This is a genomic window from Streptomyces sp. HNM0574, from assembly GCF_012726235.1.
Lineage (GTDB): Bacteria > Actinomycetota > Actinomycetes > Streptomycetales > Streptomycetaceae > Streptomyces.
In genome coordinates, this window is sequence record NZ_JAASAH010000026.1 from 1 (window position 1) to 17,301 (window position 17,301).

A 17,301-nucleotide genomic window follows, 5' to 3' on the forward strand; every position below is an offset into this window, starting at 1 on the left:
GGTGAAAAGGTTTTTTTGGGGGGGACCTGGTTTTTTCCCCCCCCCCCCCCCCCCCCCCCCCACGCACGGACTCGCCTCAGCGCCGTACCCGCGGCATCCCCAGGCCGATCCAGGAGATGATCTCGCGCTGGATCTCGTTGTTGCCGCCGCCGAAGGTGAAGATGACCGCGCTGCGGTAGCCGCGTTCCAGCTCCCCGTGCAGCACCGCGCCGGCCGAGCCCTCCTTGAGCGGGCCGGCCGCGGCCACCGTCTCCATCAGCCACGCGTAGGCGTCGCGGCGGGCCTCGGAGCCGTACACCTTCACCGCCGAGGCGTCCTGCGGGGTGAGCGTGCCGGCCTCCAGGGCGTGCACCATCTGCCAGTTGAGGAGCTTCATCGCGTCGAGCCGGGTGTAGGTGCGGGCCAGCCGGGTGCGTACCCAGTCGAGGTCGATGACGCGGCGCCCGTCCGCGAGCTTCGTCCCCGCGGCCCACCGGCGTACGTCGTGCAGCGCCCGCAGGGCCATGGTGCCGTGTGCCGCGAGCGTGACGCGTTCGTGGTTGAGCTGGGTGGTGATCAGCCGCCAGCCCTTGTTCTCCGCACCGACCCGGCGGCTCGCGGGGACCCGGATGTTCTCGTAGTAGCTGGCGGTGGTGTCGTGCGAGGCGAGGGTGTTGATGACGGTGCAGGAGTAGCCGGGGGACGTGGTCGGGACGAGCAGGATGCTGATCCCCTTGTGCGGCGGCGCCCCGGGGTCGGTGCGGACGGCGAGCCAGACCCAGTCGGCGGTGTCGCCGTTGGTGGTCCAGATCTTCTGCCCGTCCACGGTGTACGTCCCCGTCTCCGTGTCGCCCTCGCGCACGGCCCGGGTCCGCAGCGCGGCCAGGTCGGTGCCCGCCTCGGGCTCGCTGTAGCCGATGGCGAAGTCGAGTTCGCCGGAGAGGATGCGGGGCAGGAAGTACCGCTTCTGCTCGTCGGTGCCGAACTGCATGATCGTCGGGCCGACGGTGTTGAGCGCCATCAGCGGCAGCGGCACCCCCGCCTGGGCCGCCTCGTCGAAGAAGACGAACTGCTCCGTCGGCGTCATCCCGCGCCCCCCGTACTCCACGGGCCACCCCACCCCGAGCCACCCGTCCCGCCCGAGCCGCCGCACGGTCTCGCGGTAGAACCGCTTCTGCGCGGCCGGATCGTCATAGCGCGCGTAGGCGTTGCCGGGGACCAGCTCGGCGAAGTACGTCCGCAACTCCTCGCGCAGACGCTGCTGTTCCGGCGTGTATTCGAGATGCACGGCGCCTCCAGGGCTCGGACTGCTGCGACTCGGCGGCGCACACCGTAGAACGTGTTTCACTACATGGGAATGGCGAGGGCGGGACGGGACCCTGAGGGCGTCCCTCACCCCCTCCCCGCCATCCCCTCCAGCACCTTCTCCGGCGTCAGCGGCAGATCTCGCAGCCTCACCCCCGTCGCGTTGAAAACGGCGTTGGCCACCGCGGCCGGGCTGCCGACGATGCCGATTTCGCCGATGCCCTTGGCGCCGAGGGGGCCCGCGTGGGGGTCGTCCTCGCCGAGCCATTCGGCGTCGATGCCGGCCACGTCCGCGCAGCTCGCGACGTGGTAGCCGGCGAAGTCCTGGTTGACGACGTGGCCGGTGCGCGGGTCGAGGACGCTCTCCTCGAACAGGGCCATGGACAGGCCCATCACCATGCCGCCGATGAACTGGGACCTGGCGGTCAGCGGGTTGATCACCCGGCCCGTGGAGAAGACGCCCAGCATCCGCGGCACCCGCACCTCGCCGGTGAGGGTGTGCACCCGGACCTCGGCGAACTGGGCGCCGAAGGAGTGCACGGCGTAGCCCTTCTCGTTGGGCCGGCTCCTGCCGTCGGAGCGGGTGCGGGCGCCGGGCGGCGGGGCCTCGCCGTGCTCCTCGCGGAGGCGGCGGGCCGCGGCGACGACCGCCGTCCCCCAGCCCTGCGTGCCCGAGGAGCCGCCCGCGACGGTGGCGTACGGCAGCCGGGTGTCGCCGATCGAGCAGGCGATGTCCCGGGCCGGGCAGCCGAGCGCGTCGGCGGCGATCTGGGTCAGGACCGTCCACGCGCCGGTGCCGATGTCGGCGGCGCCGATCCGGACCGCGTACCGCCCGTCGCCCAGGTGCTCGACCTCCGCGACGGACCCGGGGCCGCCGTACGCGGGGTACGTGGCGGAGGCGACGCCGAGGCCGACCAGCCACTCGCCCTCGCCCCGGGTACCCGGCTCCCGCCGCCGCTCCCAGCCGAAGCGCCGGGCGCCGGTGCGCAGGCAGCGCACGAGGTCGCGGGCCGACCAGGGACGGCCGCTGTCGGGGTCGGTCTCCGGTTCGTTGCGGACCCGCAGCTCGACGGGGTCGAGGCCGCAGGCGTGCGCGAGTTCGTCCATGGCGACCTCGGTGGCGAACATGCCGGGCGCCTCGCCCGGCGCCCGCATCCAGGACGGTACGGGGACGTCGAGCGCGGCCAGCCGGTGCCGGGTCCGGCGGCTGGGCGCGGCGTACATCATGCGGGTCGCCACCGTCGTCTGCTCGGCGAACTCCTTGATCCGCGAGGTCTGTTCGACCGCCTCGTGCACGACCGCGGTGAGCCGCCCGTCCGCGTCGGCCGCGAGCCGCACCCGCTGGACGGTCGGGGTGCGGTGGCCGGTCAGCGAGAACATCTGCTGGCGGGTGAGGGCCAGTTTGACGGGCCTGCCGGGGACGAGCCGTGCCGCGAGCAGCGCGAGGACGTTGTGCGCGTGCGGCATGCCCTTGGAGCCGAAGCCGCCGCCGACGTGCGGCGCGATCACCCGGAACCGCTCCGGGTCGACGCCGAACAGCGGCGCGAGGGTGCCGCGAACGGGGTGCGCGCCCTGCGTGGAGTCGTGGAGGGTGACCTCGGGCCGGCCCTCGCGGGTCTCCCACAGGGCGATGCAGGTGTGCGGCTCCATGGGGTTGTTGTGCTCCATGGGCGTGGTGTACGTCGCCTCGTGGCGGACGGCGGCCGAGGCGAGCGCGGCATCCGGGTCGCCCTCCTCGGTGTCGGTGGGGAAGGCCGGGTTGACCTTGCCCGGCGCGTACAGATCCTGCCGGTCCGGCCCGAACCGGGCGTCGTGCGGGAGCTGTTCGTAGGTGAAGGAGACCAGGGAGGCGGCGTGCCGCGCCTCCTCCGGCGTCCCGGCGAGCACCGCGCCCACGAGCTGGCCCCGGAAGTGCACCCGGTCCGACTGGAGGACGGCCAGCTCGGCGTCGCCCGCGCCGTCCTCGTCCGGCAGCCGCGCCGCGTTGCGGTGGGTGAGGACGGCGACGACGCCGGGCGCGGCCTCGGCCTCCCCGGTGCGGACTTCGAGGATGCGGCCGCGGGCGACGTCCGCCTGGAGCGCGCAGGCGTACAGCGCGTCGTCGACGGGGTGTTCGTACGCGTACGGGGCCGTGCCGGTGACCTTCTCGCGGCCCTCCAGGCGGAGCCGTGAGGTGCCGCACTCGCGCGCCTCCACCCGGCCGTTGCTGTCCGTCATCGCCGCTCCTCCGCCCGTTCGCCGTGGTCCCCGTCGTGCCCGTCGCCGGTGAGGGCGCCGAGGACGGCGGCCGTGGTGGCGCGGACCATGCCGGTCTTGAACGCGTTGCCCTCCAGGGGCCGCGCGGCGGTCAGTTCGGCGTCGGCGGCGGCGCGGAACAGGGCCCGCGCGGCGCCCGGCTCCAGCGTCTCCCCGCGCAGCGCCCGCTCGGCCAGCGTCGCGCGCCACGGCTTGTGCGCGACGCCGCCCCAGGCGATCCGCACGTCCCGCACCCGCCGCCGGCCGCCCGGCGGCCCGTCCAGCTCCAGCACCGCGGCGACGGAGACCAGCGCGAAGGCGAACGAGGCGCGGTCCCTGATCTTGCGGTACCCGGAGCCCGACTCCCGCCGGGGCGCGGGCAGTTCGACGGCGGTGACCAGGTCCCCGTGCCGCAGCACGGTGTCCCGCTCCGGCGCGTCCCCCGGCAGCCGGTGGAACTCGCCCAGCGGGACGCGGCGTTCGCCTTCGGGGCCGAGGACGACGACGGTCGCGTCGAGCGCGGCCAGGGCCACCGCCATGTCGGAGGGGTGGACGGCCACGCAGTGTTCGGAGGCGCCGAGCACCGCGTGGTGGCGCGTCCAGCCGCCGAGGGCCGAGCAACCGGAGCCGGGGGTGCGCTTGTTGCAGGCGGTGGTGGTGTCCTGGAAGTAGACGCAGCGGGTGCGCTGGAGGAGGTTCCCGCCCGTCGTGGCCGCGTTGCGCAGCTGGCCCGAGGCGCCGGCGAGCAGCGCCTGGGAGAGCACCGGGTACCGGGCGCGGACGAGCGGGTGCGCGGCCAGGTCGCTGTTGCGCACGGTCGCGCCGATGCTCAGGCCCCCGTCGGGCCGCTCCGCGACCTCGCCGAGCGGCAGCCGGGTCACGTCCACGAGCGCGGCGGGGGCGGCGACGCCGAGGCGCAGATGGTCGACGAGGTTGGTGCCGCCGGCGAGGTACGCCGCCCCGGGCTGCGCCGCGACGGCGGCGACGGCCGCGGCCGGGTCGGTGGCGCGCGTGTAGTCGAAGGGCCTCATCCCCGTGCCACCTCCCGGATCGCGGCGACGATGCCGGGGTAGGCGCCGCAGCGGCACAGGTTGCCGCTCATCCGTTCGCGGATCTCCTCGTCGTCGAGACCCGCTCTGCCCGGTGGGGGCGCCTCGGGTGCGGTCACCGCGCTGGGGTGTCCGGCGTCCGCCTCGGCGAGCATGCCGACGGCCGAACACACCTGGCCCGGCGTGCAGTAGCCGCACTGGAAGCCGTCGTGGTCGAGGAACGCGGCCTGCACCGGGTGCAGTTCGCCGCTCCCCCGGTCGGGCAGTCCGGCGGCGGTGACGACCTCGGCGCCGTCGTGGGCGACCGCGAGCGCGAGGCAGCCGAGCGTCCGGCGCCCGTCGACCAGCACGGTGCAGGCACCGCACTGGCCGTGGTCGCACCCCTTCTTCGGCGAGGTGACCGCGAGCCGGTCACTGAGGGCATCGAGCAGCGTCGTCCGGGTGTCGACCGTCAGGGCATGTTCCCCGCCGTCGACCCGCAGGGTGATCCGTGCGTCCATCCCGCGCCGGTACCACTGCCCGGTACGCCCTAAACGCCCGGGTTCGCGGACCGTCCCCGTGTGCGGCATCCGGCCCGCGCGGGACCCGAACGCCACGGTCGCGCGGCCGAGTTCGCGTGGCCGCGCCGGGGTCAGTGGGTGTGGTCCGTGGGGCGGATGTCGCGCGGGACCAGGGCCCAGTTGAGTGCCGCGGCGAGGACGGCGAGGCCGGCGCCGGCGAGGAAGGCCGGGGTGATGCCCAGCGTGAAGGCGTGCGACGCCTGGGCCAGCAGCGCGTCGCCCGCGTCCCCGCCCAGCCGGTCGGCGACGTACGCGGCCTCGCCGATGGAGTCGCGCACCGACTCGGTCGCGGCGGGCCCGAGGCCGAGGTCGGGGAGGCCGCCGCGGTAGAGGGCGACGGCGAGGCTGCCCAGGGAGGCGATGCCGAGGGCGGCGCCGAGCTCGTAGGAGGTCTCGTCGATGGCGGCGGCCCCGCCGACGTCGGCCTCCGGGGTGACGGACATCAGCGTGACGGAGGCGACCGTCGTGCCCACGCCCACCCCGAGGCCGAGCACCGCGAGGGAGCAGGCCATGGCCGGGTAGCCGACCTCGGCGAACCGCTGGACGACCCAGGGCAGCGCGAGTCCGGCGGCGAGCAGCAGCAGTCCCGAGCCCATGACGTGCCGCACGGGGAAGACGTGCATCAGGCGGGGCGTGATCACCGAGGTGAGGACGAGTCCGAGGGGTGCGGGGAGCAGCCGCAGCCCGGCGGAGAGCGGGGTGTAGCCCTGCGCGTACTGGAACCACTGGGTGAGCAGGAACAGCGCCGCGCCCATGCCGACCATGGCGAGGAAGATCGACGCGGCGGCGACCGCGAACGCCGGGTCCGTGAACAGCCGTACCTGGAGGAGCGGGTTGTCCAGGCGGAGCTGGCGGCGGACGAAGACGGTCAGCAGGACGGCCGCGAGGGCCAGCAGCACCCAGGGGACGGGGCTGGTCAGCCCGCTCTTGCCGAGCTGCTTGATGCCTCCGGCGAGGGCGATCATGCCGACGACGGACTGGAGCACGCCCCACCAGTCCCAGCGTCCGGCACGCGGGGCGCGCGACTCGGGGAGCAGCCACAGCCCGAGGGCGACGGCGGCGAAGGCGATGGGGACGTTCAGCAGGAAGGCGGCGGGCCAGCCGAAGTCCTGCACCAGCAGGCCGCCGACGATGGGCCCGAGCGCCATGCCGCCGCCGAGCACGGCGGTCCACACCGCGTAGGCGAGGGCCCGCTCGCGGGGGTCGGTGAAGACGTGGCGGAGGATCGACAGCGTCGACGGCATGATCGCGGCACCGCCGACGCCCAGCAGTGCCCGCGCCGCGATGACGTGCCAGGCCGCGGTGGCGGCGACGGCGAGCAGCGAGGCCGCCGCGAACACCACGAAGCCGATCAGCAGCAGCCGCTTGCGGCCCCAGCGGTCGCCGAGCGCGCCGGCCGTGACGAGCAGGCCGGAGAGGGCGAGCGCGTAGGCGTCGATGATCCACAGCTGTTCGACGGAGCCGGGCTGGAGGTCGGCGACGAGGGACGGGAAGGCGACGTTGAGGATCGTGGTGTCCATCGCGATCAGCAGCAGACTGCCGGAGAGGATCGCGAGAATCCCCCAGCGTCGCGCGTGGATCACGGTGCCGGGGCCGGACGGTTCCGGCGCTGTGGTCCCGGTCATGCGCTCGCCTCACTCACGGTCGGGGGTGCTCGGGCCGGGACAGTGTTCCCGCGCCCCGGCGTCCCGCCGTCGGCGGTACGGGCCCGTCACCCGTCTCGCCCAGCCCGCGTCAGGCGGTGGGGCCCGCGGCGAGGAGGCGGCCCATGCCGGCGAGGACGGAGGGTTCGACGCGGTAGTAGACCCAGGTCCCGCGCCGTTCGGAGACGAGCAGGCCGGCCTCCCTGAGCTTCTTCAGGTGGTGCGAGACGGTCGACTGGGAGACGCCGACGTCGGAGATGTCGCAGACGCACGCCTCCCCGGCCTCGTGCGAGGCGACGAGGGAGAACAGCCGGAGCCGGACCGGGTCGCCCAGCGTCTTGAACATCGCGGCCGTGCGCTCGGCCTCCTCACCGGTGAGCGGACGTTCCGTCAGCGGAGGGCAGCACAGGGCGGGTGACGCTTCGGCGTTCGGCATGCCTCGCATTTTGACCCGGGTCGATACAGGAGCGGCCGGAAGAGCGGGCGGGGGAAACCATCGGGTGTCAACTGCCGCGCGGGGTTGACGTGTTCGGGGTGGCCGGGCAGATTCCGTCGGACAACGTTGTCACGCGCCGGTTCCCCATCGCTGTCACGCGCAGAGGAGTCAACCGCCCATGGACCGCAGAACCTTCCTCTCCCTGCTCGGCGCCGCGGGGGTGAGCGTCGGCCTCGCCGGGCCGGCCGCCCACGCCTCCGGGCCGGCCGCCGCCCCGCGCGGCCCGCATCAGCCCTTCCTGCACGGCTACGACGCCGAGGGGCTGAAGAACTGGAGCCCGGAGACCGACCGTTGGGCCCGCCACTTCCGCTCCCGCGTCCCGCTCGCCGAGCGCATCGCCCCGTTCGCCGCGACCCAGGCCGACCCGGCACTGGCCACCGGACCGCGGGTGATGAACCTCAGCTACGACTACGACAACTCCTTCTTCCACGCCTTCCCGTACAACGACGTCTTCGCCCGGCGCCTGCTCCGCTTCTGGCAGTACACCGACCTGTACGGCTCCTGGCACGGGATGCCCGTCGACGGCTCACCCGCCGACGAGCCCGTGCACGGGGTGGTCAACCTGCCCAACCCGGCCTGGACGGACGCCGCGCACCGCAACGGCGCGCGGAGCCTCGGCTGCTGGTTCTGGCCCAGGGAGGGCACCTTCTCCGCGTACCTGGAGCAGCGCGCGGACGGCTCCTTCCCGGTGGCGGACAAACTGATCGAGATGGCCGCCTACTTCGGCTTCGACGGCTACTTCCTCAACCAGGAGGCGGAGACGGCTCCCGAGGACGCGGCGAAGCTGCTGGAGATGCTGTCCTACCTGCGGCGGAGGGCGCCCGAGGGGTTCCACCTCCAGTGGTACGACACGATCACCACGGACGGCAGCCTGGACTACCAGAACCAGCTCAACGGGACGAACGCCCCCTGGATCCGGAACGGCGAAACCCCCGTCGCGCACAGCCTGTTCGCCAACTACTGGCTGCCGGACGCGCAGCAGGTGGTCACCTCGCGCGAGACGGCGGAGCGGCTCGGGCTCGATCCGTACGAGGTGGTCTTCCACGGCACGGAGAACGAGAAGTACGGCTACAACCCGCCCTACGACACCCGGCTGATCTTCCCCGAGGGTCAGCCGGCGCGCACCAGTTGGGCCCTGTTCGGCTCGCACTTCGCCTGGGACCGCCACCCGGACCGGGAGGACCCCGGGGCGCAGGACGCCGTCTTCCGGCGGGAGCGGCGCTACTGGTCGGGACCGGAGGAGGACCCCACGCGCACCGGCCGCACCGAGTACGTCCCGTGGCCCGAGGAGGACGAGGGGAAGCCGCGCGACGCGGACAACCACCGGAAGTGGGACGGCGTCGCGCGGTACATCACCGAGCGTTCGGTGATCGGCTCGTTCCCGTTCGTCACCCGCTTCAACACCGGGCACGGGCGGGCCTTCTTCCTCGGCGGGGAGCGGGTGAGCGACCGGGAGTGGAACAACATCGGCATCCAGGACGTCCTGCCCACCTGGCAGTTCTGGACGCGCAGCGGCGGCCCGGACGAGCCGCTCGCCGTCGACTTCGACTACGGCCTGGCCTGGGACGGCGGCTCCTCGCTGCGCATCGCGGGCGCGCTCGGCCCCCGGAACCCGACCACCGTGCGGCTGTTCAAGACGGCGCTGGAGGTGACCGGTGCGGAGACGCTGTCCGTCACCTTCCGGACCGGACGGGCGGGCGCGGCGAGCGGTCTGGAGCTCGGGCTGGTCCTCGCCGACGCACCGGACCGCTTCGCGTGGCTGCCCGCCGGGCGCACCGCGTCCGGTGGCTGGAACACCGTCCGGCTGCCGCTGGCCCCGTTCCGCGGCCGGACGGTCGCGGCGCTGGGCGTGCGGGTGTCGGCCGGCTCCGGCGCGGCGGACGGGCGTCCGGAGCCGTACGTGCTGCACCTCGGGGAGCTGGCGCTGACGGGTGCGCCCCCGGCGCCGCCCGCGCGTCCCGCGGGGTTCGCGGTGGACGCGGTGCACCGGGACGGGGACGTGGCGGAGGTCTTCGTCTCCTGGCGGCTCGCCGAGCGCGGCGTCTGGTACTACGACCTGCTCGGGGAGCGTCCGGGCGGCGGGCCGGAGGCGCTCGGCCGGATCTACGGCGAGGTGTTCTACGTCAAGTCCCTTGCCCGCAACGGGAAGGAGGCGGCGCGCACGCTCCGGCTGGTGCCCGTCGCGCCCGACGGCACCCGCGGCGCCCCGGCCACGGCGCGGGTGCGCTGGGAGTGAGACGGGTCAGGCCGGCGCGGACGGGCCCGGCTCGCGGCCGAGCCAGGCCGCGAGCCGGGTGTAGACGCCGGCGTCGTCCGGGACCGGGCGGCGGGGCGCGAACGGCAGGTGCGCGCGCCCGTCGTCCGGGACGGCCCGCTCGGCGACGGCCAGCGCGAACCGGCCGAGTTCCGGGTCGAGTCCGTCCGTGCGGGACGTCGCGGTGGCCAGGTCCCAGGAGTGCACGACCACCTCCAGGACGGTGCCCGCCAGCGCGGCGCGCCCCGGCATGGTGCCCCAGGGCACCGCCACCGTGGCGTCCAGCAGCGCGTCGTCCGCCCAGGCACCGGTCATCCGCCCGCGCGCCTCGGCGTACACCCGGGGCCACTCCTCCGCGGGCAGGCCAGGGGCCCAGGCGGGGACCTCCTCGTACGCGGTGTCGCCGCCCGCGGCGATGGCGGCCATCCGGTCCATGCCGCCCACCAGGTGCCCCAGCAGCGACCGCACGTCGAAGTCGCCACAGGGGGTGGGGGCCGTGAGCTGTTCCGGGTCAACCGCCGCGACCAGTCCGGCCAGTTGCTCCGTGGCGCGGTCGAGTACGGGCCGGGGGTCGGGGTGCTGTTCGCTCACGTTCCGCTCCTCGCTCGGGCCGGTTCCTCCGTGCGGAACCGGCTTCCGGGAGCAGTCTGCCGCCGGGCACCGACATCCGCGCGGCGGCCGCTCAGGGGCGGGCGCGGGCGGCGACGCCGTCGAGGAGGCGGCGGCGCTCGGCCGGGTCGGCGGCCAGGGCCACGCCGGTGCGGGCGAGGGCGAGGGCGCCGTCGAGCACCGCGCGGTCGGCGCCGGGGCTCTTGCCGTGCTCGGCGAAGCCGGGGGTGTGGTGGGCGGCGCCGCCGGTGTCGTAGCCGATGGTGGGGTGGATCGACGGGAGCTCCCTGGAGACGTTGCCCATGTCCGTCGAGGCGAGGGTCTCGCCCTGCCGGGAGGTGACGGTGCGGCCCAGCGCGCCGGCCTCGGCCCGGTAGGCGGCGGTCATCGCCGCGTCCTGGCGCAGTTCGGCGAAGTCCCGTCCGTGCACCCGGAGTTCGAGTGCGGCGCCGGTGGCGAGGGCGCCGGCCTCGAAGCAGGCGCGCACCCGTTGCCGTACGGCGTCGAGGGTCTCCAGGTCGGGTGCCCGCACCTCGTAGCGGGCGTGCGCGTGCTCGGGGATGACGTTCACTGCGCGGCCGGCCTCGGTGACGATGCCGTGCACCAGGGCTCCGGGCGGCAGCTGCTGGCGCAGCAGGCCGATCGCGGTGTGCGCGAGGGTCATCGCGTCGAGCGCGTTGACGCCCTCCCAGGGGGCGACGGCCGCGTGCGCGGGGGTGCCGCGGTAGGTGACGTCCCAGGCGCCGATGGCCAGCGAGGAGGCGCCGACGCTGTCCTCGGGGGCGGCGTGCACCATCATCGCGGCGGCGACGTCGTCGAAGACGCCGGCGTCCAGGAGCAGCACCTTGCCGCCGATGTCCTCCTCGGCGGGGGTGCCGATCAGCTTGACGGTGAGGCCGAGTTCGTCGGCGACGGCGGCCAGTGCGAGTGCCGCGCCGACCGAGGCGGCGCCGTTCACGTTGTGCCCGCAGGCGTGGCCGATGCCGGGCAGCGCGTCGTACTCGGCGCAGAGGCCGAGCACCAGATCGCCGCTGCCCCGGGTGGCGACCAGCGCGGTGGGCAGGTCTCCGACGCCGCGCCGGACGGTGAACCCGGCGTCCTCCAGCAGGGCGGCGATCTTCGCCGCCGACCTGTGCTCGGCGAGGGCGGTCTCGGGCTCGTCGTGCAGGCTGTGGCTCAGGCCGACCAGCCGCTCGCCCCAGGCCCGTACGGCGGTGGCGACCGCCTCGCGGGGCGGGGTGGTGCCGGTGGCCGGTGCCGTGGTGTCCGCCGTGGTCATGCGAACTCCCCTTCCGGTGCGTCGTGTTCGTGTCCCGTGGCGGGGGTGTGCGGTGCGCCGCCGGTGCGGTAGCGCAGGGCGAGGGCGGTGCCGAGGACGGCCGCGGCGGCGCAGGCGGTCCAGCTCCAGACGAAGCCGGAGGCCGCGATGGGGCCGCCGTCCGGTGCCCGGTTCGCGGCGAGGAGCGCGCCGATCACGGCAGCGCCGATGGCCGCGCCGAGGGAGAGCGCCAGCTCGTTCAGGCCGACGGCGAGTGCCGTCTCGTGCTCGGGGACGACCTCGGCCGAGAGGGTGCGCGTCACCGACTCGAACACCCCGGTCGCCAGGCCCACGACGAGCGCGGCGGCCACGTACCCGGCGAACGAGCCGTGCAGCGCGACCATCCCGAGGAAGCCCAGCGCCACCAGCACGCCGCCGGAGGTGAGCACGGCGCGGTCGCCGGCCCGTCGGGTCAGCCGCGGGGTGAGCACCGAACCGGCGAAGCCGGTCACCACCATGGCCAGGGAGACGGTGGCGATGGCGCGCGGGCCGAGCCCCATGCCGTAGCCGGTCTCGTCCGGGTCGGCCGCGAGGAACAGGGCGTTCGCGCCGAGGAAGCCGATGGTGCCGAAGGCCGCGCAGAAGGTGTGCGCGCTGACCACCGCGAGCCGCGGGTTGCTCAGCATCCGTACGCTCACCAGCGGGTGCGCGGCCCGGCGTTCGACCGCCACCCAGGCCCACAGCAGCACGACGGCCGCCACCGCGACGCCCGCGGTCGCCGGCGAGGCCCAGCCCCAGCCGCCGCCCTGCGCCAGCACCAGGACGAGCGCGACGAGTCCGCCGGTGAGCAGTGCCGCGGCGCCGAGGTGGAAGCGTCCGCCGCGCGGTGCGTCGCTGTCGGGCAGCAGCGCGGCGGCGAGCACCGCGAGCAGCGCGACGGGGACGGCCGCCCACAGGCCGGCCTCCGGGTGCCGCTCGCTGAGCAGTCCGGCGACGAGTCCGCCGACGCCGATGGCGATCAGCAGCACCCCGACCAGCAGCGAGACCCCGAAGCGGTTCCGCTCGGGCGCGCGGGAGCGCAGGATGCCCACCAGCAGCGGGAAGAAGCCGACCAGCGCGCCCTGGAGCACCACGCCGAGGGCCAGCGTCGGCGCGGAGGGCCACACCGCCATCAGCAGCGATCCGGCGGCCACCGTCGCCACGGCCAGCCGCAGCAGCCTGCGGTGTCCGTACAGGTCACCGAGGCGGGACAGCAGCGGCGTCATCACCGTGAAGGCGACCTGGGACAGCAGGTAGATGTTGTTCTGGCCGACGGCGTCGATGTCGAGCCGCAGGCCCAGCGCGGGCAGCAGCGGCGTCAGGTACCCCTGCACGATGCCGCTGCACAGCACGACGACGGCCATCGCGCCGAGCATCCCGGGCCCGGTGCCCACCAGTGGTGCCGGTGGGCGGGTCTCCCCCGCTCCGTCCGTGGACAATGCCTCACCCCTTCCCGTACGAGGTCACGGGAGCCGTCACGTCTCGGCCGTGACGACTCCCGTGACCGGAAATCGACAGTGCGGCTACTGTGCGGGCCGGGCCGGGAGCGGTCCCCGACATCGTCGGTTTCGTGCGTACGGAGCAGCCCTGATGCGAGAAACGGTCACCGCCAGCGAGTCCGATCTGGCCCTGGTGAACGCGCTCCAGCTGCGTCCCCGTGCGGCCTGGGCCGAGCTCGCGCCGCTGCTGGGCGTCACGGCGGGCACGCTCGCGCGGCGCTGGGACCGGCTGCGCGAGGCGGGGCTCGCCTGGGTGCACGCGGCGCCCGGGCCCGAGTTCGCGCGGAACCGGTGCACCGCCTTCGTGCTGCTGCGCTGCCGCCCCGAGGAGCGCTCCCGGCTCGCGGAGCGGCTGTGCGCCTTCCCGGAGGCGGTCACCGTCGAGATGACCGCGCCGGGCAGCGCCGATCTGCTGGTCGATCTGCTCACCGACGGGCTGCCCTCGCTGGCGCGGTTCCTGAACGGGACGCTGGAGCGGCTGCCGGGCGTGACGGACGTGAACTGCCTGGTCGCGACCTCGCTGTACACCGAGGCCAGCAGGTGGCGGCTGCGCTCGCTGGACCCGGCGCAGCTCACCGCGCTCGCGGCGCCCGTCCCGCAGGGCCCGCCGCGCGCCGTCGCGCTGGACGAGGTGGACCGGGCGCTGACCGACGCGCTGGTCCGGGACGGGCGGCTGGGCTGGGCCGAGCTGGCCGCGCGCACCGGGACCAGCCCGGCCACGGCGCGGCGCCGCCTGCACCGGCTCACCGACTCCGGCGTCCTCACCTTCCGCTGCGACGTGGCGCCGCCGCTCGCGGGCGGGCCGGTGCCGGTCTCGCTGCTCGGGCAGGCGCCGACCGGGGACGTCGCGGCCGTGCACCGGGCGCTGGCGGGGCTCCCGGAGTGCCGGCTGGCGGCGGCCGTGACGGGCTCGGCGAACGTCTTCGCGACGCTGTGGGTGCACGACATCGCCGACATCCAGCGGCGCGAGGCCGCGTTGTGCGCCCGGCTGCCGTCATTCACCGTCACCGACCGGATCGTGGGCCTGCACACCGTCAAGCGGATGGGGCACCTGCTGGACGAGGCGGGGCGCCGGACGGGTGTGCTGCCCATCCGCCCCTGGTAGCAGGCGAGTTGTGATCGACTCGGGGGCATGGTTGCCCTCTGGACGAGCGTCGTGGCGGTGGCGGGAACGCTGCTGGGTTCCGTGATCACCCACGTCTTCCAGCGCCTCGCCGCGCGACGCAACGAGACCTTCACCCGTGCCGAGGCGCTGCGGCAGGAACGCATCGCCACCTACGTGGCGTTCGCCGCCGCGGCCGAGGAGTTCCGGCGCGGCCAGGCCGACCGCTGGTTCCGCCGCCAGGAGGACCCGGAGGGGGACGCGTTCCTCACCGCGAGGGACACGGCCCACCACCTGCGGACGACGGCGCGGCAGGAGCTGTACCGGGTCAAGCTCCTCACCGAGGACGCCGGGGTACTCGCCGCGGCCGACCGCGCGTACGGGGACACCCGGGACATCGCGCTCGCGGAGGACCGCGCGGACCAGCGGGAGCGGGACGCCCGCGCGAAGGAGTCCATCGAGGCGTTCGTCGCACGCGCCTCTCCCCTGGTCCGCTGAACGGGGCGTTGCGCGCCGGGACTTGGGGCGGCTGTTCCGGGCGGCGTCCACCCCCTCCATGATCGCGTAGAGTGATCACGTGAGTACCAGCGGTAGTTGGCGGGGGTGAGTACGTGTGCACGCAGGACCGGTGCGTCGCTGGCTGATTCTGCTCGTACTGCTGTCCGGGGTCTTCCTCGCGAATCTCGACGTGTTCATCGTGGTCGTCGCCATGCCCGAGATCCGGCGCAGCCTCGGCGCGGGCGAGGCGCAGCAGCAACTCGTCCTCGCGGGCTACCAGTTGGTGTACGGGCTCGGGCTGATCGCGGGCGGCAGGCTCGGCGACTCCGCCGGGACGCTGCGCACCTTCCGGACCGGCATGACGCTCTTCACGCTCGCCTCCGCCGCCTGTGCGCTGGCCCCGTCGGCCGGGCTCCTGGTCGCGGCCCGGCTGCTCCAGGGCGCCGGGACGGCCCTGCTCGTCCCGCAGGTCTACCGCTCGGCTCAGACCCTGTTCACCGGTACGGCACGGCGCCGGGCGCTCGCCCTCACCGGCGGGGTGATGGGGCTCGGCGCCGTCTGCGGGCAGCTGTTCGGCGGCTGGCTGCTGACCGCCGACCCCGCCGGGCTCGGCTGGCGCGCGGTCTTCCTGGTGAACGTCCCCGTCGGCGCCGCCGCCCTGGCCGTGCTCCCCTGGATCACCCGGCGCGGGCACAACTCCCGCGCACCGCACGCCCCTTCGCGGGTACGCCTGGACCTGCCCGGTACGGGTCTGGCGGCCCTCGCGCTCGGGCTGCTGACCGGTCCCCTGCTGGTCGGCGGCCCGGACGGGCCGGGCCCGTGGGCGCTGCCGCTGCTCGCCGCCTCGGTACCGGCCGCGCTGTGGTTCCTGCGGTACGAGCGCGCGGCCGAGGCGCTCGGCGACGATCCGCTGCTGCCGCCCCGGCTGCTGCGCTGCCCCGGCTTCGGCCGCGGACTCGCCGTGGTGGCCCTGGTCAACTGCGGGCTGAACGCCTTCGTGCTGGTGCTCGGCCTGCTGCTGCAACAGGGCCTCGGCTGGCCGCCGTTGGAGACCGGCGCCGGGATGCTGCCGGCGGCCGGCGCCTTCGCGCTCGCCTCGCTGGCGACCCCGCGGCTCCGACGGGTGCCGCAGGCCCGGGCGTTGAGCGGCGCCGCGGCCCTCGCCGCCGCCGGCTATCTCGGCTGCGCGGCGAGCGTCCTGACGTACGGGACGGGTGCGCTGCTCCTCGCGCTGGGGGTGGCCGGTGCCGGGCTGGGGCTGCTCGTCGGCCCGGTGCTGGCGGCGACGCTGCACCACGTGCCCGAGGACATCAGCGGCGCGGCCTCGGGCGTGGTGGCCACGGTGCAGCAGATCGGCGCGGCCCTCGGGGTGTGCGCGCTGGGCGCCCTGTTCTTCGCGCTCCGGCACGCGGGCACCGGCTTCCCCGCCGCGTTCGCCGTCACCACCGCCGTGATCGCCGTGACCACGGCCGCGGGCGGGCTCCTCGCCCGGGGCCTGCGCCCGGCCCCGTCCCCCGCCCCCGCGACCGGCTCACCGGCCGGCCCCCCGACCGGCCGGGCGGAGCCCTGACCGCTCCCCCGGCCATCCCGGATATCCGTCCAACCCCCTGCCCCGGAGGCACCCTTGCTCCCCGAACCGGCGTCCCCCGCCACGCACCCGGAAGCCCCGGAGGACGCGGAGGCGGTGCTCGCCCGCACCGTCCCGCGGGCCCGGCAGTACATCACCGGGCTGCTCGACGGGCACCTGGCGCACCAGACGCACCTGCGGCCCGCGCTGGCCCGGCTGCTCGCCCACGGGCGGGCCGACCCGTACGAGCTGGCCCTGCCGCTGCTGGTGCACGGGGCCCTCACCGGCGACCCGGCGCCCGCGGTCCCGGTGGCCGCCGCGCACGCCCTGTGGTGGCGCGCGGCCAACACCTTCGACGACGTCGCCGACGGCGGCACCGGGGCCGAGCTGTACGGGATGCACTCCGGCGCGGCGCTGACCGCGGCCCTGGAGTGCGGGTACGCGCTGCCGCTGCGCGCCCTGGCCGGCATGCCCGCGCCGGGCCCGGTGCGCGAGGCGCTGACCCGGACCTACCTCGACGGCTGGACCGCCGCCAGCAACGGCCAGCTCGGCGACCTCCAGCACCGGCCCGGCGAGGCCACCCCGCAGCAGGTGCTGGACGTCTACCGGGACAAGAGCGGCGCGATCTACGAGATGGCCTGCACCATGGCGGCCCAGCTCGCGACGGGCTGCGCGGCCTCGCCCGCCCCGGAGGCCGGCGAGGACGGCCGGCGGGTCGCGGGCTGGCGGCGGTTCGGGCAGGTGCTGGGGATGCTGGCCCAGTTCCGGAACGACGAGGACGACCTGCACGGCGGGCCCGGCGAGGACCTGACCAACCAGACGCCCACCTACCTGCTCGTCCACCTGCTGCACTCGGTACCGGAGCAGCGCCGGGAGCAGGCGCTCGGCCTGCTGCGGGAGGCCCGTTCCTCGGAGCCCGAGCGGGCGCGGCTGCGCGCGATGATGACCGACCCCGAGGTGCTGCGCCCGTACCACGCCCGGCTGACCGCGCTGCGCGACGAGGCCGAGGACCTGCTCGGCACCCTCGCCCCCGGCTCCCCCTTCGCCGCGGCCCTCCGCACCCGCGTGCACCACGAGACCCGCTTCCTGCGCCGCACCCGGGAGCCGGAGCCCGGCTGATCCGGTGGACGTGATCCGCGCGAGGGCGCAGAGTGAGGGCCGGACCGGGCAACTGTCCGGTCCGGCCCCTCACTTCTCCCGGACGGTGC

The 17,301-nt window shown here is 75.2% G+C and carries 14 protein-coding genes; 5 read left to right on the forward strand and 9 right to left on the reverse strand.

All coding sequences use genetic code 11. The annotated features are described in order from the left end of the window. Window positions 1–76: 76 nt before the first annotated feature. The 6 genes from HCC30_RS27610 to HCC30_RS27635 all read right to left on the reverse strand — a co-directional run bounded on the left by HCC30_RS27610 (window position 77) and on the right by HCC30_RS27635 (window position 7,207). On the reverse strand, window positions 77–1,267 hold the full coding sequence (locus tag HCC30_RS27610) for an acyl-CoA dehydrogenase family protein (RefSeq protein WP_169445650.1): 1,191 nt from the start codon (window positions 1,265–1,267) through the stop codon (window positions 77–79). A gap of 104 nt (window positions 1,268–1,371) precedes the next feature. Beyond that, a complete protein-coding gene (locus tag HCC30_RS27615) occupies window positions 1,372–3,501 on the reverse strand; it encodes a xanthine dehydrogenase family protein molybdopterin-binding subunit (RefSeq protein ID WP_169445651.1) in 2,130 nt (709 codons plus the stop codon). Beyond that, entirely contained in the window at window positions 3,498–4,550 is a 1,053-nt protein-coding gene (locus HCC30_RS27620) for a xanthine dehydrogenase family protein subunit M (protein ID WP_169445652.1), read from the reverse strand. Before HCC30_RS27620 ends, HCC30_RS27615 begins: the two co-directional genes overlap by 4 nt. Continuing rightward, window positions 4,547–5,068, reverse strand: coding sequence for a 2Fe-2S iron-sulfur cluster-binding protein (locus HCC30_RS27625; RefSeq protein ID WP_169445653.1), 522 nt, complete (start codon window positions 5,066–5,068; stop codon window positions 4,547–4,549). Before HCC30_RS27625 ends, HCC30_RS27620 begins: the two co-directional genes overlap by 4 nt. 131 nt (window positions 5,069–5,199) lie before the next feature. Next, complete coding sequence (locus HCC30_RS27630; protein WP_169445654.1) at window positions 5,200–6,753, reverse strand: MFS transporter; 1,554 nt, start codon at window positions 6,751–6,753, stop codon at window positions 5,200–5,202. Window positions 6,754–6,862: 109 nt separating this feature from the next. Further along, on the reverse strand, window positions 6,863–7,207 hold the full coding sequence (locus tag HCC30_RS27635) for a metalloregulator ArsR/SmtB family transcription factor (RefSeq protein ID WP_240979953.1): 345 nt from the start codon (window positions 7,205–7,207) through the stop codon (window positions 6,863–6,865). A gap of 178 nt (window positions 7,208–7,385) precedes the next feature. On the opposite strand from HCC30_RS27635, the gene HCC30_RS27640 reads away from it, so the two are divergent. Next, window positions 7,386–9,503, forward strand: coding sequence for a hypothetical protein (locus HCC30_RS27640; protein ID WP_169445656.1), 2,118 nt, complete (start codon window positions 7,386–7,388; stop codon window positions 9,501–9,503). A 6-nt stretch (window positions 9,504–9,509) separates the two neighbouring features. Here HCC30_RS27640 and HCC30_RS27645 read toward each other — a convergent pair whose 3' ends face one another. The 3 genes from HCC30_RS27645 to HCC30_RS27655 all read right to left on the reverse strand — a co-directional run bounded on the left by HCC30_RS27645 (window position 9,510) and on the right by HCC30_RS27655 (window position 12,866). Then, window positions 9,510–10,112, reverse strand: a complete 603-nt coding sequence (locus HCC30_RS27645) for a TIGR03086 family metal-binding protein (protein WP_169445657.1) — start codon at window positions 10,110–10,112, stop codon at window positions 9,510–9,512. 91 nt (window positions 10,113–10,203) lie between these two features. Then, entirely contained in the window at window positions 10,204–11,409 is a 1,206-nt protein-coding gene (locus tag HCC30_RS27650) for an amidohydrolase (RefSeq protein ID WP_169445658.1), read from the reverse strand. Then, the gene (locus HCC30_RS27655) at window positions 11,406–12,866 is read right to left on the reverse strand and encodes an MFS transporter (protein WP_240979954.1); all 1,461 of its coding nucleotides are present in this window, start codon (window positions 12,864–12,866) and stop codon (window positions 11,406–11,408) included. The genes HCC30_RS27650 and HCC30_RS27655 overlap by 4 nt, the downstream gene beginning before the upstream one ends. Before the next feature lie 151 nt (window positions 12,867–13,017). On the opposite strand from HCC30_RS27655, the gene HCC30_RS27660 reads away from it, so the two are divergent. The 4 genes from HCC30_RS27660 to HCC30_RS27675 all read left to right on the forward strand — a co-directional run bounded on the left by HCC30_RS27660 (window position 13,018) and on the right by HCC30_RS27675 (window position 17,212). Beyond that, window positions 13,018–14,031 (forward strand): Lrp/AsnC family transcriptional regulator, encoded by a 1,014-nt coding sequence (locus tag HCC30_RS27660; RefSeq protein ID WP_169445659.1) that lies wholly within the window; start codon window positions 13,018–13,020, stop codon window positions 14,029–14,031. A gap of 27 nt (window positions 14,032–14,058) precedes the next feature. Continuing rightward, window positions 14,059–14,526 (forward strand): hypothetical protein, encoded by a 468-nt coding sequence (locus HCC30_RS27665; protein ID WP_169445660.1) that lies wholly within the window; start codon window positions 14,059–14,061, stop codon window positions 14,524–14,526. A gap of 115 nt (window positions 14,527–14,641) precedes the next feature. Further along, window positions 14,642–16,096 (forward strand): MFS transporter, encoded by a 1,455-nt coding sequence (locus HCC30_RS27670; protein ID WP_169445661.1) that lies wholly within the window; start codon window positions 14,642–14,644, stop codon window positions 16,094–16,096. 54 nt (window positions 16,097–16,150) lie between these two features. After that, the gene (locus HCC30_RS27675; RefSeq protein WP_169445662.1) at window positions 16,151–17,212 is read left to right on the forward strand and encodes a polyprenyl synthetase family protein; all 1,062 of its coding nucleotides are present in this window, start codon (window positions 16,151–16,153) and stop codon (window positions 17,210–17,212) included. The last annotated feature ends 89 nt before the right edge of the window (window positions 17,213–17,301 follow it).

What these genes read in the sequence shown, in the direction of transcription:
- HCC30_RS27615 (WP_169445651.1), bottom strand. Translation starts at nt 3,501, where the DNA reads ATGACGGACAGCAACGGCCGGGTGGAGGCGCGCGAGTGCGGCACCTCA.
- HCC30_RS27620 (WP_169445652.1), bottom strand. Translation starts at nt 4,550, where the DNA reads ATGAGGCCCTTCGACTACACGCGCGCCACCGACCCGGCCGCGGCCGTC.
- HCC30_RS27625 (WP_169445653.1), bottom strand. Translation starts at nt 5,068, where the DNA reads ATGGACGCACGGATCACCCTGCGGGTCGACGGCGGGGAACATGCCCTG.
- HCC30_RS27630 (WP_169445654.1), bottom strand. Translation starts at nt 6,753, where the DNA reads ATGACCGGGACCACAGCGCCGGAACCGTCCGGCCCCGGCACCGTGATC.
- HCC30_RS27635 (WP_240979953.1), bottom strand. Translation starts at nt 7,207, where the DNA reads ATGCCGAACGCCGAAGCGTCACCCGCCCTGTGCTGCCCTCCGCTGACG.
- HCC30_RS27640 (WP_169445656.1), top strand. Translation starts at nt 7,386, where the DNA reads ATGGACCGCAGAACCTTCCTCTCCCTGCTCGGCGCCGCGGGGGTGAGC.
- HCC30_RS27650 (WP_169445658.1), bottom strand. Translation starts at nt 11,409, where the DNA reads ATGACCACGGCGGACACCACGGCACCGGCCACCGGCACCACCCCGCCC.
- HCC30_RS27660 (WP_169445659.1), top strand. Translation starts at nt 13,018, where the DNA reads ATGCGAGAAACGGTCACCGCCAGCGAGTCCGATCTGGCCCTGGTGAAC.
- HCC30_RS27665 (WP_169445660.1), top strand. Translation starts at nt 14,059, where the DNA reads ATGGTTGCCCTCTGGACGAGCGTCGTGGCGGTGGCGGGAACGCTGCTG.